This is a genomic window from Pseudomonas sp. FSL W7-0098 (assembly GCF_005930585.1).
GTDB lineage: Bacteria > Pseudomonadota > Gammaproteobacteria > Pseudomonadales > Pseudomonadaceae > Aquipseudomonas > Aquipseudomonas bubulae.
Map to the genome: position 1 here is coordinate 45,274 of NZ_RXHW01000002.1, position 25,325 is coordinate 70,598.

The 25,325-nt window shown below is 59.0% G+C and carries 17 protein-coding genes; 11 read left to right on the forward strand and 6 right to left on the reverse strand.

From position 1 onward, the window contains the following. The first annotated feature begins 260 nt into the window (after window positions 1–260). Genes ptsP through FHL07_RS03245 form a run of 3 tightly spaced genes read left to right on the forward strand, consistent with a single transcriptional unit; the run spans window position 261 to window position 5,811 of the window. The gene (gene ptsP / locus FHL07_RS03235) at window positions 261–3,122 is read left to right on the forward strand and encodes a phosphoenolpyruvate--protein phosphotransferase (protein WP_095026378.1); all 2,862 of its coding nucleotides are present in this window, start codon (window positions 261–263) and stop codon (window positions 3,120–3,122) included. Continuing rightward, window positions 3,122–4,063 carry a 1-phosphofructokinase gene (gene pfkB / locus FHL07_RS03240; RefSeq protein ID WP_138738107.1) on the forward strand — a complete coding sequence of 314 codons (942 nt, stop codon included), beginning with the start codon at window positions 3,122–3,124 and terminating at the stop codon, window positions 4,061–4,063. The genes ptsP and pfkB overlap by 1 nt, the downstream gene beginning before the upstream one ends. A gap of 11 nt (window positions 4,064–4,074) precedes the next feature. Further along, on the forward strand, window positions 4,075–5,811 hold the full coding sequence (locus FHL07_RS03245) for a PTS fructose-like transporter subunit IIB (RefSeq protein WP_138738108.1): 1,737 nt from the start codon (window positions 4,075–4,077) through the stop codon (window positions 5,809–5,811). Between the two features lie 179 nt (window positions 5,812–5,990). Here the strand turns inward: FHL07_RS03245 and FHL07_RS03250 are convergent, their stop codons facing one another. Beyond that, window positions 5,991–8,501, reverse strand: coding sequence for a sulfite reductase flavoprotein subunit alpha (locus FHL07_RS03250; protein ID WP_138738109.1), 2,511 nt, complete (start codon window positions 8,499–8,501; stop codon window positions 5,991–5,993). Between the two features lie 118 nt (window positions 8,502–8,619). Next, the gene (locus FHL07_RS03255) at window positions 8,620–10,920 is read right to left on the reverse strand and encodes a TonB-dependent receptor (protein ID WP_095001597.1); all 2,301 of its coding nucleotides are present in this window, start codon (window positions 10,918–10,920) and stop codon (window positions 8,620–8,622) included. Window positions 10,921–11,138: 218 nt separating this feature from the next. Here FHL07_RS03255 and FHL07_RS03260 point away from each other — a divergent pair, with 218 nt between their 5' ends. The 4 genes from FHL07_RS03260 (at window position 11,139) to FHL07_RS03275 (ending at window position 15,034) form a co-directional block, all read left to right on the forward strand. After that, window positions 11,139–11,819: a Fe2+-dependent dioxygenase gene (locus FHL07_RS03260; protein ID WP_095001596.1), complete on the forward strand. Its 681-nt coding sequence runs from the start codon at window positions 11,139–11,141 to the stop codon at window positions 11,817–11,819. 3 nt (window positions 11,820–11,822) lie between these two features. Next, window positions 11,823–12,584: a tetratricopeptide repeat protein gene (locus tag FHL07_RS03265; protein ID WP_095018272.1), complete on the forward strand. Its 762-nt coding sequence runs from the start codon at window positions 11,823–11,825 to the stop codon at window positions 12,582–12,584. A 155-nt stretch (window positions 12,585–12,739) separates the two neighbouring features. Next, window positions 12,740–14,005, forward strand: a complete 1,266-nt coding sequence (locus tag FHL07_RS03270; RefSeq protein WP_238705498.1) for an alpha-xenorhabdolysin family binary toxin subunit A — start codon at window positions 12,740–12,742, stop codon at window positions 14,003–14,005. A gap of 15 nt (window positions 14,006–14,020) precedes the next feature. Next, window positions 14,021–15,034, forward strand: a complete 1,014-nt coding sequence (locus FHL07_RS03275; protein ID WP_138738110.1) for an alpha-xenorhabdolysin family binary toxin subunit B — start codon at window positions 14,021–14,023, stop codon at window positions 15,032–15,034. Window positions 15,035–15,071: 37 nt separating this feature from the next. On the opposite strand, the gene FHL07_RS03280 is transcribed toward FHL07_RS03275, so the two are convergent. Together FHL07_RS03280 and FHL07_RS03285 are read right to left on the reverse strand one after the other, a co-directional pair. Then, on the reverse strand, window positions 15,072–16,235 hold the full coding sequence (locus tag FHL07_RS03280) for a type III PLP-dependent enzyme (protein WP_095001593.1): 1,164 nt from the start codon (window positions 16,233–16,235) through the stop codon (window positions 15,072–15,074). Between the two features lie 413 nt (window positions 16,236–16,648). Next, on the reverse strand, window positions 16,649–18,883 hold the full coding sequence (locus FHL07_RS03285; protein ID WP_138738111.1) for a TonB-dependent siderophore receptor: 2,235 nt from the start codon (window positions 18,881–18,883) through the stop codon (window positions 16,649–16,651). Window positions 18,884–19,067: 184 nt separating this feature from the next. Here FHL07_RS03285 and FHL07_RS03290 point away from each other — a divergent pair, with 184 nt between their 5' ends. From FHL07_RS03290 to FHL07_RS03305, 4 genes are all read left to right on the forward strand, one after another. Beyond that, complete coding sequence (locus tag FHL07_RS03290; RefSeq protein ID WP_095001591.1) at window positions 19,068–19,826, forward strand: response regulator; 759 nt, start codon at window positions 19,068–19,070, stop codon at window positions 19,824–19,826. Window positions 19,827–19,845: 19 nt separating this feature from the next. Then, on the forward strand, window positions 19,846–21,252 hold the full coding sequence (locus FHL07_RS03295) for an ATP-binding protein (protein WP_178084368.1): 1,407 nt from the start codon (window positions 19,846–19,848) through the stop codon (window positions 21,250–21,252). Window positions 21,253–21,434: 182 nt separating this feature from the next. After that, the gene (locus FHL07_RS03300; RefSeq protein ID WP_138738112.1) at window positions 21,435–22,310 is read left to right on the forward strand and encodes an alpha/beta fold hydrolase; all 876 of its coding nucleotides are present in this window, start codon (window positions 21,435–21,437) and stop codon (window positions 22,308–22,310) included. A gap of 39 nt (window positions 22,311–22,349) precedes the next feature. Then, window positions 22,350–23,258, forward strand: a complete 909-nt coding sequence (locus FHL07_RS03305; RefSeq protein ID WP_198417404.1) for a LysR substrate-binding domain-containing protein — start codon at window positions 22,350–22,352, stop codon at window positions 23,256–23,258. A gap of 21 nt (window positions 23,259–23,279) precedes the next feature. Here the strand turns inward: FHL07_RS03305 and leuD are convergent, their stop codons facing one another. Together leuD and leuC are read right to left on the reverse strand one after the other, a co-directional pair. Next, a complete protein-coding gene (leuD, locus tag FHL07_RS03310; RefSeq protein ID WP_138738113.1) occupies window positions 23,280–23,894 on the reverse strand; it encodes a 3-isopropylmalate dehydratase small subunit in 615 nt (204 codons plus the stop codon). After that, window positions 23,891–25,312 (reverse strand): 3-isopropylmalate dehydratase large subunit, encoded by a 1,422-nt coding sequence (gene leuC / locus FHL07_RS03315; protein ID WP_095031994.1) that lies wholly within the window; start codon window positions 25,310–25,312, stop codon window positions 23,891–23,893. The genes leuD and leuC overlap by 4 nt, the downstream gene beginning before the upstream one ends. Window positions 25,313–25,325: the final 13 nt, after the last annotated feature.

The window sequence follows — 25,325 nt, forward strand, 5'->3', positions numbered from 1 at the left end:
GTCATGGGTGCGCTGTATTTATTTGCGACATCTACCCGCTGCCGCCAGGCAATACGACAAGTTGGACTTCAAGCGCGGGCAATTATGCAGTAACGTGCCGGGTATTCTTGATTAAACGTTTCAGCCTGCGCATTTAAAGGCCTCGAACCCGGCAGTGATGTGCTTGCCACGCATCAACTGACGCAGCACGGGAAGAGCGACCTAAGCTGACTTAATTCAAAACAATACCGGTTGCCATTGAGTACCGGAAAGGAGAACGCATGCTCGAGCTCACCATAGAGCAGATATCCATGGGCCAGACGGCTGTGGACAAGTCTGCGGCGCTGCAATTGCTTGCCGATAAACTGGTCGCCGATGGCTTGGTAGCCGAAGGCTATCTGAGTGGCTTGCAAGCGCGTGAGGCTCAGGGTTCGACCTTTCTGGGTCAGGGCATTGCCATCCCCCACGGCACGCCCGAAACACGTGAGCTGGTGTTCACCACGGGCGTGCGCCTGTTGCAGTTCCCCGAGGGGGTGGACTGGGGTGATGGCCAGATGGTGTACCTGGCCATCGGTATTGCCGCAAAGTCCGACGAACATTTACGTTTGCTGCAACTGCTGACCCGTGCCCTGGGCGAAACCGATCTGGGCGAGGCCCTGCGTCGCGCCAGCTCCGCCGAAGCCTTGCTTAAACTGCTGCAGGGCGCACCACAGGAACTGGCGCTGGATGCACAGATGATCGGCCTGGGTGTGTCTGCCGATGACTTTGAGGAACTGGTATGGCGTGGTGCCCGTCTGCTGCGCCAGGCTGATTGCGTGAGCAATGGCTTTGCTGCCGTACTGCAGCAAGTCGATGCGCTGCCGCTGGGCGATGGCCTGTGGTGGCTGCATAGCGAGCAAACCGTCAAACGTCCGGGGCTGGCGTTTGTGACACCGGACAAACCGATGCGCTATCTGGGCCAGCCGCTGAGCGGTCTGTTCTGCCTAGCCAGTCTGGGCGAGGCCCATCAGGCCTTGCTGGAGCGCTTGTGCGCGCTACTGATTGCCGGTCGTGGCCACGAACTGGGCAGTGCAACCAGCCGCCGTGCCGTGCTTGAAGTATTGGGCGGCGAGCTGCCGGCCGACTGGCCAAGTGCCCGTATTCCCTTGGCCAACGCCCACGGCCTGCATGCGCGGCCGGCCAAAGTGCTGGCGCAACTGGCGAAAAGTTTTGAAGGCGAAATCCGCGTCCGGATCGTCGATGGCCAGGATTCGGCGGTATCTGCCAAGAGCTTGAGCAAGCTGCTGAGCCTGGGTGCCCGTCGCGGTCAGGTGCTGGAATTTGTCGCCGAGCCGAATATCGCCAACGATGCGCTGCCTGCACTACTGGCTGCGGTCGAGGCGGGTTTGGGTGAGGAAGTCGAGCCGTTGCCGGCGTTGGCTGAAGCCGTGCCCGGTGTCGCCGAAATTGCCACGGTGCTTACCGCCCCGGCGGCTGGCAGCCTGGTGCAGGCGATTGCCGCATCGCCCGGCATTGCCATTGGCCCGGCCCATATACAGGTGCTGCAAACGTTCGATTACCCGCTGCGTGGCGAGTCTTCCGTGGTCGAACGCGAGCGTCTGCAAAAAGCCCTGAGCGAAGTGCGCAAGGACATTGAAGGCCTGATTACGCGCAGCCAGTCCAAGGCCATCCGCGAGATTTTCATTACCCATCAGGAAATGCTCGATGATCCGGAGCTGACCGATGAAGTGGATTCGCGCCTCAAGCAGGGCGAAAGCGCTGAAGCGGCGTGGATGTCGGTGATCGAGGCCGCTGCGCGTCAGCAGGAGTCCTTGCAGGATGCGCTGCTGGCCGAGCGGGCAGCGGACCTGCGGGATATCGGCCGTCGCGTGCTGGCCCAGCTGTGTGGCGTCGAAACCCCGGCCGAGCCTGACCAGCCTTATGTGCTGGTAATGGATGAGGTCGGCCCTTCTGATGTGGCGCGCCTTGATCCGGCGCGGGTGGCAGGCATTTTAACCGCCCGCGGTGGTGCGACTGCGCACAGCGCCATTGTCGCCCGCGCGCTTGGTATTCCGGCCCTGGTTGGCGCGGGCGAGGCGGTGCTGCTGCTGGCGCCGGGCACTGAATTGTTGATTGATGGCCAGCGCGGTCGCCTGCACGTCTCCCCGGATGCCGACGCCTTGCAGCGTGCCACCCAGGAGCGCGACAGCCGTGAGCAGCGTTTGCTGGCAGCCTCTGCCCAGCGCCACGAACTGGCCGTGACCCAGGATGGTCATGCGGTTGAAGTGTTTGCCAATATCGGTGAGAGCAAGGGCGTCGCCACGGCAGTGGAGCAGGGCGCCGAAGGCATTGGCCTGCTGCGCACCGAACTGATTTTCATGGCCCATTCGCAAGTACCGGACGAGGCGACTCAGGAAGCCGAATACCGTCGTGTACTCGACGGCCTGGCTGGCCGGCCGCTGGTGGTACGCACGCTGGACGTGGGCGGTGACAAACCGCTGCCGTACTGGCCGATCGAGAAAGAAGAAAACCCGTTTTTGGGTGTACGTGGCATTCGTCTTACGCTGCAGCGGCCGCAGATCATGGAAAGTCAGTTGCGCGCCTTGCTACGTTCAGCCGACAACCGCCCGCTGCGTATCATGTTCCCGATGGTGGGCAGCGTGGCCGAGTGGCGTGCCGCCCGTGACATGACCGAGCGTTTGCGCCTGGAAATTCCAGTGGCTGACCTGCAATTGGGGATCATGATCGAAGTGCCGTCGGCTGCCTTGCTGGCGCCCGTGCTGGCCAGGGAAGTGGACTTTTTCAGCGTCGGCACCAACGACCTGACCCAATACACCCTGGCCATCGACCGTGGCCACCCGACCCTGTCGGCCCAGGCTGACGGCTTGCACCCCGCGGTATTGCAACTGATCGATATCACCGTGCGTGCGGCTCATGCCCATGGCAAATGGGTGGGCGTGTGCGGCGAGCTGGCGGCTGATCCGCTGGCCGTGCCTGTGCTGGTGGGCCTGGGCGTGGATGAGCTGAGCGTTTCGGCGCGCAGCATCCCCGAGGTCAAGGCGCGGGTGCGCGAGTTGAGCATGGATCGTCTGAAAACCCTGGCCGCCGAAGCGTTGAGCGTGGGCAGCCCGGATGAAGTTCGTGCGTTGGTGGAGGCGCTCTGATGGCCCGTATTCTGACTGTCACCCTCAACCCGGCACTGGACTTGACCGTGCGTCTTGGGCAACTGGCACCGGGGGAGGTTAACCGTAGCCCGCTGATGCTGACCCATGCTGCCGGTAAGGGCCTGAACGTGGCGCAAGTACTGGCCGATCTGGGCCACACGCTGACGGTAAGTGGCTTTTTGGGTGAGGACAATGCACAAGCATTCGATGCCCTGTTCAAGCGTCGCGGTTTTGTCGATGCCTTTATCCGTGTGCCGGGCGAAACCCGCAGCAATATCAAGCTGGCTGAAGACGATGGCCGCGTCACCGACCTCAACGGGCCGGGGCCGCAGGTTGACGCACAGGCGCAGCAAACCTTGCTCGATACCCTTGAGCGCATTGCTCCCGGGCATGACGCGGTCGTGGTGGCTGGCAGTTTGCCCCGAGGCGTCAGCCCGCAATGGCTGCACGATCTGCTGCTGGGCTTGAAGGCTCAGGGCCTGAAAGTGGTCCTGGACACCAGCGGTGAGGCCTTGAAGCAGGGCCTGGCAGCGGGGCCGTGGTTGATCAAACCCAACACCGAAGAACTCAGCGATGCGCTGGGCCGCGATATCAGCGACCTTGCAGCCCAGGTTGAAGCCGCAACCGCTTTGCAGGCACAGGGCGTTGAGCACGTGGTGATTTCCCACGGTGCAGAAGGTGTGAACTGGTTCAGCCCTGGGCCGGCCTTGCAAGCGTTGCCGCCCAAGGTCAGCGTCGCCAGCACGGTGGGCGCAGGCGACTCGCTGCTGGCGGGCATGGTCCACGGTTTGCTCAGCGGCCATAGCCCCGAGCAGACCCTGCGCACCGCCACTGCCATTGCGGCAATGGCCGTTACTCAGATCGGTTTTGGTATCAGCGATGCAGCGCACCTGGCGACGCTCGAAAGCGGCGTTCGCGTTCGCCCCCTGACAGAAGAATAAAAGGAATCCACATGAAATTAGCCATTGTGACGGGCTGCCCCAACGGCATGGTGACCAGCGTGCTGTGCGCCCGTTTGCTTGATGCGGCGGCTCAGCGTAAGGGCTGGAGCACCAGCGTTGAAGTCCACGACCCCAAGCACCCTGAACGTCAGTTATCGGCGGCGACCATCGATGAAGCCGAGTGGGTGTTGCTGGTCAGCAGTACGCCGCTGGATATGCAGCGTTTTATCGGCAAGCGTGTGTTCCAGAGCACGCCTGCCCAGGCCCTGCAAGATGTAGAGGCGGTGTTGCAGCGTGGCGTGGAGGAGGCCGAGGTCTACGTTGCACCTGTGCCAACAGCTGCAGTTGAAAACGCGCAGAAAGCTCCAAAAATCGTCGCCATCACCGCCTGCCCGACAGGCGTGGCCCATACCTTTATGGCAGCCGAAGCCTTGCAGCAAGCGGCCAAGCGTTTGGGCTACGACTTGCAAGTCGAGACCCAGGGTTCGGTAGGCGCGCGCAACCCGTTGAGCGCCGAAGCCATTCGCGACGCCGATGTGGTGTTGCTGGCGGCGGATATCGAAGTGCCGACCGAGCGTTTTGCCGGCAAGAAAATCTACCGTTGCGGCACAGGCATCGCCCTCAAGCAAGCCGAAGCCACCCTGAACAAGGCGTTGAGCGAAGGCAAGCAGGAGAGTGCCGCCGCTGCGGGCGGGGCGCCTGTCAAGCAGGAGAAGGCCGGGGTCTACAAGCACCTGCTGACGGGCGTGTCCTTTATGCTGCCGATGGTGGTGGCAGGGGGGCTGCTGATCGCGCTGTCTTTCGTATTTGGCATTGAAGCTTATAAAGAGCCCGGCACGCTGGCGGCGGCGCTGATGCAGATCGGTGGTGACGCCGCCTTCAAACTGATGGTGCCGTTGTTGGCGGGTTATATCGCCTACTCGATTGCCGACCGCCCGGGCCTGGCGCCGGGGATGATCGGCGGCTTGCTGGCGAGTACCCTGGGTGCGGGCTTTATCGGTGGGATTATTGCCGGTTTCATCGCCGGTTACTGTGCCAAGGCGATCAACCGTTATGCGCGCTTGCCGCAGAGCCTTGAGGCGCTGAAACCGATTTTGATCATCCCGTTGTTCGCCAGCCTGTTTACCGGCCTGGTGATGATTTACGTGGTGGGCAAGCCGGTTGCCGGAATGCTTGAAGGCCTGACCCACTTCCTCGACAGCATGGGCACCACCAACGCCATCCTGCTGGGCGTATTGCTGGGCGGGATGATGTGCGTAGACCTGGGCGGGCCGATCAATAAAGCCGCCTATGCGTTTTCGGTGGGGCTGCTGGCTTCGCAAAGTTATGCACCGATGGCTGCCACAATGGCTGCTGGCATGGTGCCGCCGATTGGCTTGGGTATTGCTACGTTCCTGGCGCGCCGCAAGTTCGCCCAGACTGAGCGTGAGGCGGGCAAGGCGGCGCTGGTGCTGGGGCTGTGCTTTATTTCCGAAGGTGCCATTCCATTTGCTGCCAAGGACCCGCTGCGGGTGATTCCGGCGAGCATCGTGGGGGGCGCGTTGACGGGGGCATTGTCGATGTACTTCGGTTGCAAACTGATGGCACCGCACGGTGGCTTGTTTGTATTGCTGATTCCAAACGCGATCAACCATGCGCTGCTGTACTTGTTGGCGATCGTGGCGGGCAGCTTGGTGACGGCGGTGGTGTACGCGGTGATCAAGCGTCCGGAGCCGGTTGAAATGGCGCTGGAGACGGCCAAAGCATAAATCAATCCCCGCTCCCACAATGTCACCGCAAATCCAGTGGGAGCTGGTTCGCCTGCGATGCAGGCACTGGGGTCTGTCAGGCAAACCGTGGCGATGCCATCGCGAGCAAGCCCGCTCCCACAATGTCACCGCAAATCCAGTAGGAGCTGGTTCGCCTGCGATGCAGGCACTGGGGTCTGTCAGGCAAACCGTGGCGATGCCCCCAGCATGTCGATCAGCGCTTGATCCACACCCGCCGCCATTCCCTGCAAACTGCCACAGATATAAATCGCCGCGCCTTGGTCCAGCCATTGGCGTACCTGCTCGGCAGATTCGCGCAAGCGGTCCTGCACATACACTTTCTGCGCCTGATCCCGTGAAAACGCCAGATCCAGCCGCGCCAGATCGCCACTGGCCAACCAGCCCTGCAGCTCATCGCGGCAATAGAAGTCGTGCTCGGCATTACGCTCGCCAAAGAACAGCCAGTTGCGCTGCTGGCTCTGGGCAATCAGAGCCTTGAGCAAGCTGCGCAGCCCTGCCAGGCCGGTACCATTGCCGAGGAGAATCATTGGCACCGGTTCGGCCGGCAAATGAAAACCGCTGTTGCGGCGCACGCGCAGGCTGATCGCCGAGCCGACTGCGGCATGTTCGGTAAGCCAGCCCGAACCGATGCCCAGGCTGCCATCAGCATGCCGCTCCTGACGTACGATCAACTCCAGCAGACCGTCCTGCGGGATCGAGGCAATGGAGTATTCGCGCATGTTCAACGGGATCAGTGCGTCCACCAGTGCCTGGGCGTGCATGCCCACAAGATGGCCGCGATTTTCCGGCAGTTGTCGGCCAGCCAGGGCCTGAGCCAAAGTTTCCTGCAGGCCATCGAGTTGCACCGGAGTGTCAGCCGACAGGCCCAGCCCCTCCAGGAAGTGCTCAACCGCCCAGCTCGATTGCCGCGGCATCACTTCCACCAGATCACCGGCCTGCCACAGGCTGTTGGTGTCAGGCGCGCTGAGCCCCAACAGGTACACCCCCGAGCCACTGCTGCCGGGGTTGAGCAGCTTGCGCTCAGTCAGGGGCCAGTTGTTGTAACCAGGCGCCTGCCAGTTGGCATTCGGCGTGCCTCCGGTCAGTTGGCTAAGCTGCTGTTGCCATTGATGCAGGGCCTCGGCATCGCCGCTGTCCACCTGCACCGGGCTGAACAACGCTTGGGCACCGCGCTCGCTCAGCCAGTGCTGGATCCGCGTGGCAAAACCGCAAAAGTGCGGGTACTGACGATCGCCCAGTGCCAGCACCGAGTACTTGAGGCGGTTCAGTCCCAAAGGCTGGCCGAGGATCTTGCGTTCAAAGCCCCGCGCGCTATCAGGCGCTTCGCCATCGCCAAAGGTGCTCACCACAAACAGCGCGTTGCTGGCCTGTTGTAAATCGTTTTCGCTCAGGGCGGCCAAGGGCTGCACCCGTACCGGCAATCCGGCGGCTTGCAATTGCCCGGCGGTCTGCCAGGCCAGTTGCTCGGCAAAGCCGCTCTGGCTGGCAAAACCGATCAGCCAGGACGGCGTATCGCTGCTCGTAGCGGCAAAACCCTGGCGTGCCTGCTTGATCTGACGCTTTTTACGTCGACGGTCCAGATACAGCAACCAGCCGGTAATAAAGAACAGCGGCATGGTCAGGCTGGCTACGGTCACCAGCACGCGCCCAGTAATGCCCCAGTAACTGCCTGTGTGCAGCGCGTAAATGCTGGTCAGCAATTGTGCCTTGTAGGACTTGTCGTCATAACGATCGACTTTTTTGACGGCACCGGTGGCCGGGTCGAGCACAATCTGGTTGAACGCGCGCTCATGGGGTGAGGTGTTCAACAGGTAGAACACCGTGGCAGGCTGGCCGGCCACTGGCGGCATACGCACGTTGTACATGCTCAACTCAGGCCCGGCGGTTTTCTGGATGCTGGCCCAAATGGCATCGTAATCGGCGACCGGAGCTGGCCCGGCTGGCCCGCCCTGACCACGGGGGCCGCGACCGCCGCCCTGGCGCTGCTCGCCGCTCGGGGCATCGGACAGGAGTTTTTGCAGGCCCTGGTTGTACCACTCATAGGACCACGACAAGCCGGTCAGTGCGGCCAGCAGATAAAAGACCATGCACCAGGTGCCCGCCACGGCGTGCAGATCCCAGTTGAAGCTGCGACCTTTTTTCGCCCAGTCCAGGGTCAGCCAGGTGCGCCAGTTAAGCGCCTGGCGCGGCCAGCGCAGGTACAGGCCCGAGAGGCAGAAGAACACCAGCATCAGGGTGCAGGCACCGGTGATCTGGCGACCGCTCTGGCCCATGGCCAGGAAACGGTGCAATTGCAGCATCAGGTCGAAAAAGCCCTGGCCGTTGGCCTCGCCCTGATAGGTACCGGTATAGGGGTCAACATAACGCAACTGGCCACGACGCTCGCCCGGTGGCGGGGTGAAGAAGATGCGTGCAGCGGTGCCGCTGTCCACGCCCACCCAGAGCATGGCGACTTGCTTGCCCTCGGTGGCCTCGACCCTGCGCACCAGCTCGGCCGGTGGCAGCACGCCGCTGTCGAGTTTCTCGACCTTGAGCACTGAAGGGTTGAGCAAGTTCAGCAGCTCGTCCTGAAACGACACCGTGGCACCGGTTATCCCCATCAGGGCCAGAACCAGCCCGGCGGTTATGCCGAAAAACCAGTGCAGCTGAAACAGTGTTTTCTTAAACACAACGACCGCCTTGCTTGCTCAATTGAATTCATCACGGCGCAGTATGCCGTGTACGTCTTTTTACACACAAAAGCCCCGACCATTGAATGGACGGGGCCTGGTTCAGCTCAACTTCGAGTTAGAAGTGGAAGCTGGTGGTCAACAGGGCAGTACGGCCCGCTGCCTGGCTGGCGAAATGCGCAGCGTAGGCTTTGTCGTAGTAGGTCTTGTCGGTCAGGTTTTGTACGTTCAGTTGCAGGTCGATGTTTTTGGTCAGCTTGTAGCTGGCCATTGCGTCGTAGCGAGTGTAAGCCGGCACGTAAACGGTGTTGGCCGTGTCGCCGTAGACTTCGTCAACATAGAACGCGCCGCCGCCGATGGTCAGCTTTGGCATCACTTCATAGGTTGTCCACAGGCTGAAGCTGTTTTTCGGGGTGTTCGGCATTTCGTTGCCTTTGTCCGAAACCGCTGCGGTATTGATAGTGCCGTTACGGTTGGCTTTCTGGCCTGGATCAACCAGCTCGCTTTTCAGGTAGCTGTAGCCTGCAAACACTTGCCATTTGTCAGTGATTTTACCGCTGGCCGACAGTTCCAGACCGTCAACGCGGGATTCACCGGCGTTTTCGTAGGTGAACGAGTCAGTCAGGACGCGAGTGTTTTTCTTCTCGGTACGGAAGATGGCTGCTGTCAGCGACAGACGATCGTGGAACACGTCCCACTTGGTGCCCAGTTCGTAGTTGACGGTTTCTTCCGGCTTCAGGTCGCTGGTGATGGTGCTGCCTGGGGCAACCAGGCCGTTGCCTTCAACGCCTTCACCCACCACGCCGCCTGGCGGTGTAGCCGAGGTCGCGTAGGACAGGTAAACGCTGCCGTTATCCAGTGGCTTCCAGACCAGGCCGGTCTGCCAGTTGAAGAAATGGCTGTCGTTTGAGGCCTTGGTACGACCGCTCGCCGCATTGGTATTGGCGGTGGTGCTGAATGCGTCGTAACGCAGGCCGGCGTTCAACAGCCACTTCGGATCAAGCTCGATGGTGTCGAATACGTAGGCAGCTTTGGTCACACCCACGGTGTTGGTGCCGTAGTAGTTACGCGCTTCAGTACCGGTCCACACATCGTTCGGGTTCGGGTTGGACAGCGAGGTGCACTGGCCGCCGCTGTTACCGACTTTATCCGGTGTACAGTTGGGGTTGCTGTTCGGGGTCACGGTGTAACCGCTGGCCCGAGTCTCTTCACGAGTGAATTCAACACCTGTGGAGTAGTTGTTCTTGAAACCCATGACCTGGAAGTTGCCGAACAGATCGGTCTGGTTGGTAGTGGTTTCAGTGGTCGAAACCCGGGTGTTGGCGCGACGCCATACGGTACCGTACTGGTTGACGTTGTGCTGGCTGTCGTCCGGCTGGGTGAGAATGTAGTCCTGGCCGGTGTTGCCGTGACGGAAGGTGTTTTTCAGGGTCATCGCATCGTTGAAGTCATGCTCGAACGAGATGGTGCTGATGTCCACGCGGGTCTTGCGGAAGTCACGGTCTTTCAAGCCGTAGAAGTTTTTGCTGTCGCCGCCATCGTCCGGTTTGTCGTGGGCGTGAACAGCGGTCTTGGAGCTGTTGCTGTAGCCGTATGGAATGCCCGAGTCCGGCAGGTCGTTGCTTTCCAGGTGGTAATAGCTGACGTTCAGGCGGTTTTCAGTGCCCAGGCCGAAGGTCAGCGATGGCGCTACGCCCCAGCGGTCGTAGTTGACCGACTCACGGCCAGCGACATTCTGCTCGTGGCTCATCAGGTTCAGGCGGAACGCTGCGGTGTCCAGGAACTGGCGGTTTACATCCAGGGTGTAGCGGCGGGTCTGGTCGGAGCCATAGGTGAAGCCGCCGTTGAGGAAGTCACCCGCCTTGGCGGTCTTGCTCACCATGTTCAGGCTGCCGCCAGCCGAGCCACGACCACCAAAGGTGGAGTTCGGGCCTTTGCTGACTTCGATCGATTCGATGTCGAAGATTTCCCGGGTCTGGCCGCCAGCATCGCGCACGCCGTCCAGGTACATATCGGATTGTGCGTCAAAACCACGGATAAATGGACGGTCGCCCTGTGGGTTGCCGCCTTCGCCTGCGCCGAAGGTGATGCCCGGTACGGTGCGCAATGCATCCTGCAGCGAAGTGGCTGCGGTGTCCTGCAGCACTTGCTGTGGGATCACGGTGACAGAGCGCGGGGTATCTACCAGGGGCGCTGTGTATTTTTGGGAGCTGGCTTTTTCGGTTTGATAAGACTGCTCGGTCTGTTCACCGGTAACTGTGGTCGCGCCAAGGGAAATACTGCTGCCCTGTGCCTTGCTGTCAGTGCTCTCGGCAGCCTGAACCATATGGCCTGCCGAGGTCGCGGTAATCGCGACACCGATGGCCGAAGCCAGTAAACGCGGTGAGCTGACGGGTATTTTTATTTGTTGGCGCGACATTTGAAGATCCCTTCCCCCAGAATTTGAGCCGCGAAATATATGGCAAACAATTCTGACTATCAATTGAGAGGCATTACTATTTGCGCTGAATTTACATTCTTTACAAATTGCCTTTACGGTTTTTTCACACTCGTTCGTCTACAGGTCTCTTAACAAAGTTTTACACAGACAATAAGAATCAATACCATTGCCATCCCTTTGCTATCAGGTATTGCGTCATGTTGCTGCATATCCCCGGCTTGTTCTCCCGTGAAGAGGTGCAGCGCATCCGTGAGGCGCTGCAGCAGACGCAATGGGCTGACGGTAAAATCACCGCCGGCTTTCAATCGGCCAAGGCCAAGCACAATCTGCAACTGCCCGAAGACCATCCCCTCGCCAAGGAGATCGGCGCGGCGATGGTAGACAGGCTGTGGAAAAATCCGCTGTATATGTCGGCGGCCCTGCCACACAAGGTCTTCCCGCCGTTGGTGAACTGCTACACCGGGGGCGGCAGTTTCGACTTCCATATCGACAATGCCGTGCGCCAGCCCAAGGGCAGCCCTGAACGGGTGCGTACTGATCTGTCGGCGACCCTGTTTTTCAGTGACCCCGAGGAGTACGACGGCGGCGAACTGGTGATTCAGGACACCTATGGTGTGCAGCAGGTCAAACTGCCTGCTGGCGATATGGTCTTGTACCCCGGTACCAGTTTGCACAAGGTCAATGCCGTTACCCGTGGGGCACGTTTTGCGTCGTTCTTCTGGACTCAGAGCCTGGTACGCGAGGACAGTCAGCGCACGTTGCTGTTTGAAATGGACGGCGCGATCCAGCAACTGACCCGTGACGTTCCTGATCATCCTTCGCTGATCCAGCTCACCGGCACTTATCACAACCTGTTGCGTCGCTGGGCCGAGGTGTAATTCATGAGCTTTCAATTACGCCGCGAAGAAGTACTCAATGGTGACCAGCTGAGCGCCATGTTGAGCGAGAACCCGGCCAAAGCGGCCCAGGCCATTTTGATGGCGGCCAAAGAGGGCATCGTCGATGGTCAGGCGTTGCTGGGGCAGATCCTGCTCGACGGCCAGGGCATCGAGCGCGACCCGGTGCTGGCCAAGCGCTGGTTTCAGATTGCGGCCAATGCCGGCCACTTGATGGCCCGCAACATGCTGGGTCGCTGCTGGGAGCATGGTTGGGGCGGGCCCGTCGACTGCACCCTGGCAAGCCTGGAATATCGACAAGCCGCTGAAGCTGGACTGGATTGGGCGCTCTACAACTACGCCAACTTGCTCGCTACCGGTCGCGGCGTAACCCAAGACCAGAACGCGGCGTACCAGCTGTACCGGGTGGCGGCACAGGCGGGCCATGCCAAGTCGATGAACCTGCTGGGGCGTTACCTCGAAGAAGGCGAGCATTGCCCGGCCGACAAAGCCGAGGCCTGTCTCTGGTACGAGCGCTCGGCACGCGGCGGTGATTTTCGTGGCCAGTTCAGCCATGCCTCGGTACTGGCCGAAGACGGCAATATTGATGACGCGTTGCGCTGGTTCGAGCGTGCCCTGAATGGCGGCAATCTGAACTTCTTGCGGGTCACCCTGGGCACCCTGCTAGAGGCTCGGGAACCCCGTATCCGGGCACTGAGCGCTGCCTGGCAAGTGCGTATCGATGCCTTGCAGGGCAACAACGGCTGACCGTGATTACACCGTCAAAGTTAATGCTCGTACGCGGCTTTCAAGCGTGTCCTAGCCAATAACTGTTTATTCGGGTAATTATTCATTTTTATTTTTGTCCCGGTCTTACAGGTACTCGGGTAGTTCTGTTATTGATGGATGCTCTTTGAGAAGTGATGCTGTTCGAACAGGATCATTTTTTAAAGGGAATTAATATGCAGGTTGATAATAAGGCGTTCAGCAACAGTGCTGAGGAGGCCAGATCGCTTGAGAAAATGAGCGCTCTGGAAGCGGCTATCTATTTGCCATCGCATTATATTCAAATGCTGGCCGGTGAAAAAGATTCCGCTGTTTCAAAGGAAGAATTGGGTTTTATTATCCGGCGCAGTGATATTCACAGTGTTCGAGCCTATGTGAGTGAGTCACGCAAGTTACCCGTGGACTACAACAAGATTGTGGCCTGGTTTGGTCTGGACACTACAAGTATTCCGGGGCTAGAACCCGCCAGTATTCAGTCTTTTCATCAACGCGTCGTGCAGCATGCCGGCAGCTGGTCGGCGCTCGAGCGGGAAACAAAGGAACTTGCTCGCCAACTGAACCGGTTCTCGGACAGTTTCATTACCCATGCCAATGGCATCATTGAATTAATAAACAGGCTGGATTCCGATCGGCTGTTCTCTGGTGGGCTGGACGATCTGACGGCCGCGGAAACCGCGCAGTTGGCTGATGGGCTTAGCTCTACAGAGCTCAAGGCAGTCACCATCATGCGCGAACATGTAAAGTCGATCAAAAGCAGCACCGAGTCCTATATAAAAAGAGCCTACGCAGTGGGGGCATTGGCGGCCGAGTTTGAGCGCGTCCTGTCCGATGAGTTGACTCATGAAGTCAATGCCAAACTGGATGCCTATGCCAAAGCGGGCCTTTCCAGGGACCGTGAAACACTGACTGCGCGCATCAAAGAGCTGGACAGCGAAATCGAGCGATTGATAAGGGATTACAGGTCTCAGGTTTTGTACGGGCACTCAGGGATTTTTCTGGGGCCTATCGGCTTGGCTGTCACAGGCGGGATATTCGGGGTAAAGGCCGAAGCAATACGCACACGAAAAAACAAACTGATTGCCGAGCGTGACATTGCCAGGCAAGGCAGCCAGGAGCAAGAGCAACTCGCGATGGTGCTGGATGCCACCCAGCAGCGTTTTACCGACTTGCGCAGTCGCATGCTGGGAGCGGAAGAGGGCGCAAAGCGTCTGGCGCAAGTATGGAGCTATATCAGTAACTACCTGGATGAAGTTGATCATGAATTGGGGTACGTGGATTCTTTTGGTCGCTTATACAAACTTAAAGTTGATTTTGCACAGCTGCTGAATCCGTGGAAGCGTGTTAAGGATTACAGTGTGCAAATATCCAATGCATTTAATGAGATTATTGAAAAGCGTATTTGAAAAGGAAGTCACAATATGAATGCGGGCGTCGATGAAGTGGAGTATGAAACCCCTGATATGCCAGGTGTTTTCAGCGGGCTAAAAAAGTTTAATGCTGTGGCGGTCAGTCATGAATACGATTTTATTCCATCGTTGCAGGAGCGTTTAAGCCTGGCGGCCAGATGCTTGAGTCGTGGTGCGCGCAGTATTGTCGACAAGGTGCGTAGCCTTGAAGTAATGGTGGACAGTGCGGGTTTTGATGAACTGGCGGAACAATGGGCAGCCATTCACACTCATGGCCCATTAACGCCAGAGGCTCGCACCTCTGCAATCCATATTCTGAATGAAACTTTCACTCAGCGAAGCCGGCGCCTGGTGAGTGCTGTTGCGGCGGCCAAAGCGCAAATAGCATTGCGTACTGCCGAAGGCGAGGGACTGAATCTCGAACACTATTCCGATCCGCTGCTGGCGTATGACGTGGCCAAGCTGGATGAACTGGAGCAACAGGCGATTATGCTGCAACTGGAAGAAGATCAATTGCGTGCGGACAAACAGGTTGTTGTCGCGGCTCTGGAGATCCTTCAGTCCAGGACCTGGCTTGATCATGCAAGGGATTTGCTGCCTAGTATTGGACAGATTCAGGTACTTGTGACAACAGCTGCAGTGGGAAAGGTCGAGGCGGATGTGGTGATTGCTGCCATTGAGCGTATAACGCAGTACCTGGGTTTTATTGACAGTGGGTACAGGATGTTTTCGCTGATTGAAGCACGCAACAAAATCACCGACAAACTGGCTGATTTGAGCATGCGTAAATCCAGGGACAAGTCAGACAGGCGCGTGCTCAAGGAGCGCGCTGAAAAAATAAGGCGTCACGCAGAGCTGGTTGAGGCGCGGGCGTACTGGGTCGACAACATGAAGCGGATTGCCAACGGGTTGACCGTGTTTTCCACTCGGGTCAATGCAGCCATTGATGCAAATGAGCACTCGATGGTGCAAGCCTCGGCAGAGCTGGCGGGTTTTCTGCGTTTCTTACGGCACATCAGCCGATAGGGGCTGCCCCCCGCACGCTTGCGCGGGGGGCCAGTTGTTACAGGTAGAACGATTTCAGCGGCGGGAAGCCATTGAACTCAACGGCGCTGTAGCTGGTGGTATAGGCACCGGTCGACAACCAGTACAGGCGATCGCCGATGGCCAGGTTCAGGGGCAGGCCGTATTTGTAGTTTTCGTACATGATGTCGGCGCTGTCACAGGTTGGGCCGGCGATGACCACTTCTTCCATCTCGCCTTTCTTTTCAGTCCAGATCGGGAACTTGATGGCTTCGTCCATGGTTTCGATCAGACCAGAGAATTTGCCCACATCGGTATACACCCAACGCTCGACGGCGGTGCGCGATTTACGTGCGACCAAAACCACTTCACTGACCAGGATGCCTGCGTTGGCGATCAGCGAACGGCCCGGTTCCAGAATGATTTCTGGCAGGTCGTCACCGAAGTCTTCTTTCAGGAAACGAATGATTTCTTCGGCGTAGGTTTCCAGGCTGTTGGTACGGGTGATGTAGTTGGCCGGGAAGCCGCCGCCCATGTTGATCAGCTTGAGAACGATGCCGTCTTCTTCTTTCAGACGCTCGAAGATCACCTTGACCTTGGCGATGGCTGCGTCCCACACGCTAATGTCACGTTGCTGCGAACCTACGTGGAACGAAATGCCGTAAGGCACCAGGCCCAGGTCACGGGCCAGAATCAGCAGGTCCATGGCCATATCGGTCTGGCAGCCGAATTTTCGCGACAGAGGCCAGTCAGCGGTGGTCGAACCTTCGGTAAGGATGCGCACGTAAATCTTGGCGCCCGGTGCGGCCTTGGCAATGTTGCGCAAGTCGGCTTCGGAGTCGGTGGAAAACAGACGCACGCCTTTCTCGTAGAAATAACGTATGTCTTTAGATTTCTTGATGGTGTTGCCGTAGCTGATGCGGTCCGGGCTGACGCCGCGGTCCATGACTTTATCCAGCTCATAGATCGACGCGATATCGAAGCTCGAACCTTTGTCGCGCAGCAGATCAATGATTTCGACGGCCGGGTTGGCCTTCACCGCGTAATACACCTTGGCGAATTCGAAGCCTGCGCGCAGGTCATCGTAAGCCTTGCTGATCATGGCGGTATCGATCACCACGAACGGTGTTTCTTGGGTGTCAGCGAACGCCTTCATTTTGTTGAAGGTGTCGCGCGCGTAATAGTCTTCGACCTGGATCGACATGCTGGGGAACTCCTGTGGCAAACGTCATCAATAAATGGGTGCAGCTGAACATCCTCCGTATCCCCACTTTGGTTCGCCTACTTCCCAAGGCATGTCCGCCGAAAGCAAATAAGGTAAATGGACCTTGCTGTCTCGTCGTCAGTACTTGAGCCGGATGGATCGTTTCCAGCATGGATGTTCGGCGCGAACTTTAGGGCGTGACTGCGCTTAGATCAACAAAAAATGTCGCAATTTTATAAGCCTTCGTCGTGGGGCCAAAGTGAGCCATTTAAGTAACCGACCTTGATGACGGTGTGATGTTCCCCCAGTGGCTTTTTTGGCCGTTGCCAAACAGACGAAGCCCGCCATTGGGCGGGCTTCGGTAGTTGCATGTTGAAGCAGGGCTTACCTTGGGGGAAGGAACAGGCCAGGTCTCAAAATGCAGTACTCAGGGTCAACGACAGGCTGCGCGGATCACCGTATATGGCGCCAGCGTAGAAGCCGTAGCGGGTGTAGTAGGTTTTGTCGAAGAGGTTGTTGGCGTTCAGGGTAACGGCCGTATCTTCGGTGAGGTCGTATTTGGCCATTGCGCTCCAGATGGCATAACCTGCCCAGGTCACATCGGTGGGGCCGCGGCTCACACCGTCTGTGGGAATGCCTGCCGGAGTAGAGGTGGCGCGAATGCTGGTTTGCGCGGTGACACCGGTACCCACGGTCAAGCGATCAAGAGCACCCGACAGGCGGTAGGTGGTTGAAGCCTTGAACAGGTGCGACGGGTCACTTTGGCCGTCGGCGTTAAGGCGACGAAAGTGCAGATAGGTGTAGCCACCGTAGACATTCCAGTTGGGCGTCAACGCGCCGGAGACTTCGAGGTCGATACCTTCTGTCTCTACGCCGGTGCCGGTCGTGTAGGCCTGGGCTCCGGTGGGCGTCAGGTTGGCGCCATCGGTCACTGCCTTGTTTTCCTGGCGGGTCAGGAAGTAGGCCGCTTGCGCATTGACCTGACCGTCAAACCATTCTCCTTTAATACCGGTTTCATAACTCTGGCCGCGAATCGGCTCGAGCTTGTTGCCGCTGGCGTTTTCTTCGCTTTGCGGGCTGAAGATATCGGTGTAGCTGGCGTACAGCGAGTAGGTGTCGTTGAGGTCATACACCGCCCCCAGGTAAGGCGTGACGATACCGTTTTGTTGTTGATTGCTGCGCACTCCGGCGGTCGACACCGTGGTGCTGCTGTAATCGCTGATGCGCGCGCCCAGGATCACCGACAACGGCTCGGTAATGCTCAGGCGGGTGGCCGCATACATGCCTTGCAGGCGGGTGGTGGTTTTGCTGTGCAGGCCGGTTTTGTAAGCGTTGATCCGGTAGTCGCTATCGACCCCGTTGTGCCAGTCGGTAATCGGGAAACCGTTGTTTGCCCGGAACTGGCACCCCAGCGCGCTAGGGCTGGTGCGGTCATCGCTGACCATATTGCAACGATATTGAGGTGACCAGGCGACGGTGCGACTGTCGTTGTAGCCGAACATGGCCTGGTGGGTGCGTCCGAACAGGCTGAAAGGTCCGGTCACGTCGACTTGTGCCGATTGCTGGGTCGTGTCGGTGGAGCTGTGCAGGCCATTGAGAATGGCCCCGCTACCATCCTGGTTCCAGTAACCGCCGAATGCGCCGCCACCTTTGGAGTTGACCTTGGCCAGCCCGCGGTGATTCAACGCATCGGTGGTGCTTTGCGCCGCTTTGACGTTGAGCGTCCAGTCATTATCAAAGCGATGCTCCAGCGAGCCGAACGCTGTACGCGTGGTGTACTCACCAAAACTCCAGCTGGGCACCACGTTGGTGCTGCGCGGCAGGCTTGTTTTACTGCCATCGCCGTACCAGATAGGGATGTTCGCGCCCCAGCCGCCGCCCACGATCTTGTAGTACTCATATTGATAGCCGGCACCGAGGGTCGTGGCATCCGTCAGGTCAAACTCGACATTGGCCAGCGCGGCCCGCGAACGCTCGGACTGTTGATCGCGGAAAGAGTTGGCGTCCTCTTGCGTCATGACCAGGCGAGAGCGCAATCGGCCATCTTCAGACAAGGGCAGGTTCAGGTCAGCGCCCAGGCGTCGCTTGTCCCAACTGCCATAGGTGGCGTATGCACTGCCGCCGAACTCGTAGCCAGGGCGTTTGCGGATCAGGTTGACGGTGGCCGATGGGTCGCCGGTGCCGCCCAGCAAGCCATTGGCGCCGCGTACGATGTCGATACGCTCGTACATATCCATGTTCAGCGAGCTGCCTGCGCCACTGAAGTCCGAGCCGCCCTGAAACTGCAGGCCGTCGGTTTTCCAGTTGGTAATCGGATAGCCGCGTGCGCGGTACTCGGTGCGTCCGCCCACTTCTGACTTGCTCATGGTGACGCCGGGTGCGCTGTCCAGCGCTTGCTCGATATTGGTGATCTGGCGGTCTGCCATTTGTTCCTGGGTGATGGTGGTGACCGATTGTGGCGTTTGGCGCGGGGTGAGTTTCATGCCCGTAGAACTGGTGGTGCTCTTGACGGTGTAACCCAGTTGGCCGGTGTTTTCATCGGCTGATGGCTGGGTACCTTCGACATTCAGGGGGGCCAGTTCAATCGTCCCCGCTATTGCCGGTTGGCTGGCCAAGCCGACCATGGCGCTGAGGCTGATAGCGGCCATGAGGGCGGCCTGGTTGCGGGGTGCATTTCGGCGAGCCGGGGTGGTTAGCATCAAAGGTCGTGCTGAGAGATCCGTCATCATGCCCTGCGTTGTCATTGGTAATACTTCGTATTTGCAGATAATGTTTGGTAGCATTTTAGGTATCACGCCGCCAGGCACTATTACGGATATGTGTGGGTATGTAATGGAATGTAATGAGCGCCATGTTTTACCCACGTCAAAACCTCCCGTGGCCGCCAAAACGCTGTTGGTGGTGGATGACGATGATGAAATTCGCGAGTTGTTATGTGATTACCTGAGTGAGAACGGCGACCATGTGCTGGCAGCAGCCGATGGCCTTGAGATGTGGGCGCAGTTGGAGCGCCAGGCTGTCGATCTGGTCGTGCTCGACGTCATGCTGCCGGGAGAAGACGGCCTGAGTCTGTGTCGCCAGCTTCAATCGCGCCCCGGCCTTAGCGTGATCATGCTTTCCGCCAAGGGATCAGCGCTGGATCGCATCATTGGCCTGGAGGTTGGTGCCGACGATTATTTGACCAAGCCTTTCGAGCCCCGTGAGCTGGTGGCCAGAATCAAGGCGGTGCTGCGCCGGCAAGCACGGGCCGAGCCCATCGCGGATCGCCCGGTCACGACCCACCGCGACTTCGTCGGCTATCGCCTCGATTATGTAAAGCGCCTGTTACACACCCCGGGTGGCCAGACCCTGACCTTGCCGCGCTCCGACTTCAGGGTGTTGCGTGATTTGCTCCAGGCCCGTGAACAAGTGTTGTCGCGTGATCAATTGACACTCAGTGCGATGGGACGAGAATACTCGCCCGACGACCGCTCGATCGACATGTGCATCAGCCGTCTGCGCCAGCATTTCAAGGAGGGGCACGTCCAGATACTGACCGTGCGTAATGAAGGTTACCTGCTAAGTGTCTACAGCCCTGAAGCGGCGGTTTAACCAGGTGCGCGATGCTCTGGTGCGGGGGGTGATGCGCCTGTGGCCCAAAACCCTGTTCGGCCAACTGACGCTGATTCTGGTCAGCGGCACGCTGGCTATTCAATTGTTGTCGAGCAGCATCTGGTTCGATGTGCGCTATGCGCAAGTCCTCGAAGCGCCTGTCCGGTTGATGGCCAGCCGAACGGCACAATTGATTAACCAAGACCGTTGCATTGCGGGGCAACCCCAGACAGCACCGGCCAATTACACGGCCAGGTGCCTGGCCACGAAACCCGATACTCAACCCGGCAATGATCGCGCGGCTCGACGCACGGCTTTGCTGTTGAAACAGGCACTGGCGTATGAGTTGGGTTACGCGCCAGCGATTGAGATGATAGAGGTCGACCTGACCGATGCATCCGGTCAGCCGCTGGTCTGGCGCAGCCTTTTTGGCCTGCAAACGGCCACCGCCCATGTGGATTTCGCCGTGCCCCTGGCCGATGGTCATTGGTTGAGCATCGAGGGGCACGAGTTGCAGGGCTGGAGCGGCGAGTCAGCATGGGCGTTAATTGCCGACTACATTCTGCGGGTCTATGTGGTGCGCATTATCGGCGTCATCGGGATGTGCTGGCTGGCTGTGCGACTGTGCCTGCGCCCTCTAAAACGGCTCAGTGACGCCGCGAATGCGTTGGGCGATAACCTTGATCAGACGCCGTTGGCGATTGAAGGGCCTCTGGAAGTCCGCCAGGCCGCCCAGATGTTTAACACCATGCAGAAACAGATTGTCGCGATGGTCAATGACCAGAGTTTTTTTCTGGCGGCAATGTCCCACGATCTGCGAACGCCCTTGACCCGCATGCGTTTACGCATTGAGCGGTTGAGCGATCTCGATCAGCGTGAGCGCTTAAAGCAAAACATTTATCAAATGGACAAGATGATTACTCAGGTACTCGTCTATCTGCAGAGTGCCAACCAACACACATGCCAGTTTATTGATCTCGACAGCGTATTGCGCAACCTGTGTACCGAGTTGTCGACACCCGCCGAGCCATTGCCTGTCAGCGGCCGGGGCGGGATGCTCTACGCAAACGGCGTGTTGCTGCACCGTTGCTTGCAGAATTTGCTGGTGAACGCGCAGGCCTATGCCCGGGAAATAACGATTGAGGTCGAGCGCTCGTCAAGCGGTGTGACGTTGCGAGTCAATGATCGCGGGCCTGGTATAGCGCAATCTGTTCTGCATTCAGTCACCGATCCGTTCGTACGTGCGGATACCTCACGCAATGATCAATCTGGCGGTTTTGGACTGGGGCTTAGTATCGCCAGGCGTATTGCCGTCAGCCATAAGGGCAGCCTGGTGCTTGGCAATCGTGAAGGGGGAGGTTTGACCGCCTGTATTTTCTTGCCGCTCAGGGAGGGTGAGGGCGCAAGCGCTCAGGCAAAGGCTTGAGAGCAACTCAACACGTCGGAACTTCAAAAGCCTTGACCCGGGGGGTAGGGAGATCTATTTGAGTCACCGACCTTGATGCCGAGCTGATGTACCACACTTCATGAATCGAGCCGCCACGGTTTGGCCCTTGTCGCCGAATCTGGGAGCTCTAGCATGGGCTGACCATTAGAAGGAGCAGCCTCATGTTCGCCGGTTTTAACACAGTACAGCGCCAGGTCAATGGCGTGCAGATTGCCTTCCGGGTCGGCGGTCACGGGCCGGGGTTGCTGTTGATTCACGGGCACCCGCAGACGCATGTGATCTGGCACAAGGTTGCCGGGCAATTGGCCGAGCACTTCACAGTGGTCGTGGCCGATTTGCGTGGCTACGGTGACAGTGAAAAGCCCGAAGCGGTAGCCGACCATAGCAACTACAGCAAGCGTGAAATGGCCCGTGACTCGCTGAGGCTGATGAGCAGCCTGGGTTTCGAGCAGTTTTCGGTACTGGCCCATGACCGTGGCGCGCGAGTTGCCCATCGTCTGGCGATGGACCATCCGCAGGCGATTACCCGCCTGGTCATGCTCGACATTGCGCCGACGCTGGCCATGTATGCGCAAACCAATGAGGCCTTTGCCCGTGCTTACTGGCACTGGTTCTTCTTGATTCGCCCGGCGCCGTTGCCTGAACGCCTTATCGAGGCCGATCCTGAGCAGTACCTGCTCAGCGTGATGGGCAGCCGCAGTGCGGGCTTGCAACCGTTTACGGCCCAAGCGCTGGCTGAATACGTGCGCTGCATCAAACTGCCGGGCGCGGCGCGGGGGATCTGCGAAGACTATCGTGCCAGCGCCGGGATTGACCTTGAGCATGACCGCGAGGACATTGCCGCAGGTCGGTATTTGAATATGCCCGTGTTGCTGTTGTGGGGCGCGGAGGGCACGGTGGGGCGTTGTTTCGACCCGCTTGGCGAATGGCAGAAAGTCGCGACCGATGTGCGTGGCCAGGCGTTGCCGTCCGGGCACTACATTGCCGAAGAAGTCCCTGAACTGCTGCTTGAACATGTGCTGCCTTTTCTGCGCTGAGCTATTCTGTACGCTCTTGCCGCCAAGCCGCTCATGACCATGCCGCCAATAAAATACAGTGCGCCGTTGCCTGAAGACCTGCGGGTCTTCCTCACGGTGGTGCGCAAAGGTGGCTTTGCCGCAGCGGCAGAAGAGCTGGGGTTGTCTCCAGCCTATGTCAGCAAACGTATTCAAATTCTCGAAACTACCCTGGGCAGTCGCTTGCTGCATCGCACCAGCCGCCGTATCGCGCTGACCGATGACGGCGAGCGGGTGCAGCGCTGGGCGGTACGGATTCTGGATGATGTTCAGCAGCTACAGGATGAGCTGTCCGAAGCGCATTCGGCCCCGCGTGGACGCTTGCACGTATGCAGTACTTTCGGTTTTGGCCGCAACCATGTGGCGCCTGCCATTTCGTTGCTGGCCGAGCAGTACCCCGAGCTGGAGATTCGCCTCGACGTATTTGATCGAGTGGTGAATATCGTCCATGAAGGCTTCGATCTGGAGATTCATGTGGGCGATGACATTCCGGGCCAGCATATCGGGCGCCGGCTGGTGACCAACAATCGCGTGTTGTGCGCTTCCCCTGACTACCTCAAGCGCCGGGGTGTACCTCAACATCTGGAAGACCTGGGGCAGCACGATTGCCTGGTGCTTAAAGAGCGCGACAACGCGTTTGGCATCTGGCAACTGCAAGGCCCGGAAGGCGAAGCCAGCGTGCGCGTCAGCGGGCCGTTGTCGTCTAACAGTGGCGAGATAGTGTTGCAGTGGGCACTGGACGGGCGTGGCGTGTTGCTGCGCTCGATGTGGGATGTCAGGCCACTGCTGGAACAGGGCAGGTTGGTGCAGGTACTGCCTGAATACTGGCAAAGCGCTGACGTGTGGGCGGTGTACCCGACACGGCTGGCTAACTCGGGCAAGCTGCGGGTGTGTGTGGAGTTTTTGCAGAAGCAGTTGGGGCGGTTGTGACCTCTGCCGTGAGGGCGCTTTTCAGCTCAACCAAGGGTTGGCCTGCAAGTGCCGCTCTTGGAACTCGCGAATCTGCCGACTGCGTTGCAAGGTGCTGCCAATGGCATCCAGTCCCTGCAACAGCGCGGTTTTACGCAGACCGTCGATCTGGAACTCAACCGTTGAACCATCGGCCAGACAAATGCTTTGGCTCGGCAGGTCAACGGCAATTTCAGCCGTGTCTGCGTGGCTGACAGTGTGCCCTAGCGCCTGCACCTGCGCCTCTTCCAGGGTAATCACCAACACCCCGTTACGCTGGCAGTTGTCATAAAAGATCCCGGCGAAGCTGCTGCCAATCAAGGCCCGGATACCGAGTTGCTTCAATCCCCAGACTGCATGTTCCCGGCTGGAGCCACAGCCAAAATTCGGCCCGGTGACTAAAAAGCGTGCCTCTTGCCAGCCCGGCTGATTAAGGACGAACGCCGGGTTCGGCTCGCCCGAAGGCAGGAAACGCAGGTCAAAAAACAGACCGCGATCCAGTCCGTTGCGATCAATGCCTTTAAGAAACTGCTTGGGCATGATCACATCGGTATCGATGTTGGCCGCGAGCATCGGTGCTGCCTTGCCGCTGACGGTGGTGAAAGGTTGCATGCTCAGACTCTCCCTGACAGTTGGCGAACGTCGACCAGATGGCCGGTAATGGCGGCGGCCGCGACCATCGCCGGGCTCATCAAGTGGGTGCGTGCCCCGGCGCCCTGGCGGCCTTCGAAGTTGCGATTGGTACTGGAGGCGCAGCGGTCGCCGGGGGCGAGTACGTCATCATTCATGGCCAGGCACATGGAGCACCCGGACTGGCGCCACTCAAAACCGGCGTCGATAAAGATCGCGGCCAACCCTTCGGCCTCGGCCTGATCACGCACCTGAGTCGACCCCGGCACGATCATCGCCCGCACATGCGTGGCCACTTTCTGGCCGCGCACCACCTGTGCGGCGTCACGTAAATCTTCAATGCGGGCGTTGGTGCACGAACCGATAAAGGCATGGCTGATCACCACTTCATTGAGCGGCGCGCCAGCCTCCAGGCCCATGTAGTTCAAGGCCCGGCGCATGTCCTGACGCAAGATCAAGTCGCTGATCGCCTGCGGGTCCGGTACGCGGCTGCCAATGGCGGCGGCCTGATCGGGGCTGGTGCCCCACGTGACCATCGGTTGCAGGTCAGTGGCGTCCACTTGCACCTCTTGATCGAACTGCGCGTCGGGGTCGCTATAAAGCAGGCACCAATGCTCAACCGCTTGTTCCCATAACTCGCCTTGTGGGGCACGGGGTTTGTCTTTGAGGTAGGCGTACACCTTGTCATCGGGCGCCATAAAAGCACCGCGGGCACCGGCTTCCACGGCCATGTTGCAGATGGTCATGCGCGCTTCGACGCTCAATGCATCGATGGTCGAGCCGGTAAATTCAATGGCATAGCCGGTGGCGCCTGAAGCGCCGATTTTGGCGATCAGGGCCATGATCAGGTCTTTTGACGTCAGCCCCAGGCCCAGCGCGCCCTGGACGGTCACTCGCATGCTTTTCAGACGTTTGTAGACCAGTGTCTGAGTGGCCAGCAGGTGCTCGATTTCAGAGGTGCCGATACCAAAGCCGAAGGCACCCAGCGCGCCATAAGTCGTGGTGTGACTGTCGCCTGCGGCGATCATCATGCCGGGCAGGATGAAGCCTTGCTCGGGGGCGATAACGTGTTCGATCCCCTGGCGCTGGTCGAGCACATCGAACAGCTCGATGCCAAACTTTTCGCAGTTCTGTTGCAGATACGACACCTGCAAAGCGCCGCCTGCATCGGCCATGGCGGCCACGCGCACGGGGGCGGTCGGGTTCACATGGTCAACCACCGCCAGGGCGGTTTCCGGGCGCCACACTTCGCGCCCGGCTTCACGCAAACCACTGAAGGCTTGCGGGCTGGTGTATTCGTTAATGACCTGACGGTCTATGTATAGCAAGACGTGACCTTGATCATCGAGCGCGCACACGGTGTGCGCATCAATGTGCTTGTCGTAGAGGGTTTTGGCATGGGGCATGGTGATGGCTCGC

Excerpts from the sequence above, each read along its gene's own strand:
- FHL07_RS03280 (WP_095001593.1), bottom strand. The coding sequence starts at position 16,235 with ATGTCGATCCAGGTCGAAGACTATTACGCGCGCGACACCTTCAACAAA.
- FHL07_RS03245 (WP_138738108.1), top strand. The coding sequence starts at position 4,075 with ATGAAATTAGCCATTGTGACGGGCTGCCCCAACGGCATGGTGACCAGC.
- FHL07_RS03300 (WP_138738112.1), top strand. The coding sequence starts at position 21,435 with ATGTTCGCCGGTTTTAACACAGTACAGCGCCAGGTCAATGGCGTGCAG.
- ptsP (WP_095026378.1), top strand. The coding sequence starts at position 261 with ATGCTCGAGCTCACCATAGAGCAGATATCCATGGGCCAGACGGCTGTG.
- FHL07_RS03255 (WP_095001597.1), bottom strand. The coding sequence starts at position 10,920 with ATGTCGCGCCAACAAATAAAAATACCCGTCAGCTCACCGCGTTTACTG.
- FHL07_RS03270 (WP_238705498.1), top strand. The coding sequence starts at position 12,740 with ATGCTGTTCGAACAGGATCATTTTTTAAAGGGAATTAATATGCAGGTT.
- pfkB (WP_138738107.1), top strand. The coding sequence starts at position 3,122 with ATGGCCCGTATTCTGACTGTCACCCTCAACCCGGCACTGGACTTGACC.
- FHL07_RS03260 (WP_095001596.1), top strand. The coding sequence starts at position 11,139 with ATGTTGCTGCATATCCCCGGCTTGTTCTCCCGTGAAGAGGTGCAGCGC.
- FHL07_RS03290 (WP_095001591.1), top strand. The coding sequence starts at position 19,068 with ATGGAATGTAATGAGCGCCATGTTTTACCCACGTCAAAACCTCCCGTG.
- FHL07_RS03305 (WP_198417404.1), top strand. The coding sequence starts at position 22,350 with ATGCCGCCAATAAAATACAGTGCGCCGTTGCCTGAAGACCTGCGGGTC.
- FHL07_RS03265 (WP_095018272.1), top strand. The coding sequence starts at position 11,823 with ATGAGCTTTCAATTACGCCGCGAAGAAGTACTCAATGGTGACCAGCTG.
- FHL07_RS03285 (WP_138738111.1), bottom strand. The coding sequence starts at position 18,883 with ATGGCCGCTATCAGCCTCAGCGCCATGGTCGGCTTGGCCAGCCAACCG.
- FHL07_RS03275 (WP_138738110.1), top strand. The coding sequence starts at position 14,021 with ATGAATGCGGGCGTCGATGAAGTGGAGTATGAAACCCCTGATATGCCA.
- leuC (WP_095031994.1), bottom strand. The coding sequence starts at position 25,312 with ATGCCCCATGCCAAAACCCTCTACGACAAGCACATTGATGCGCACACC.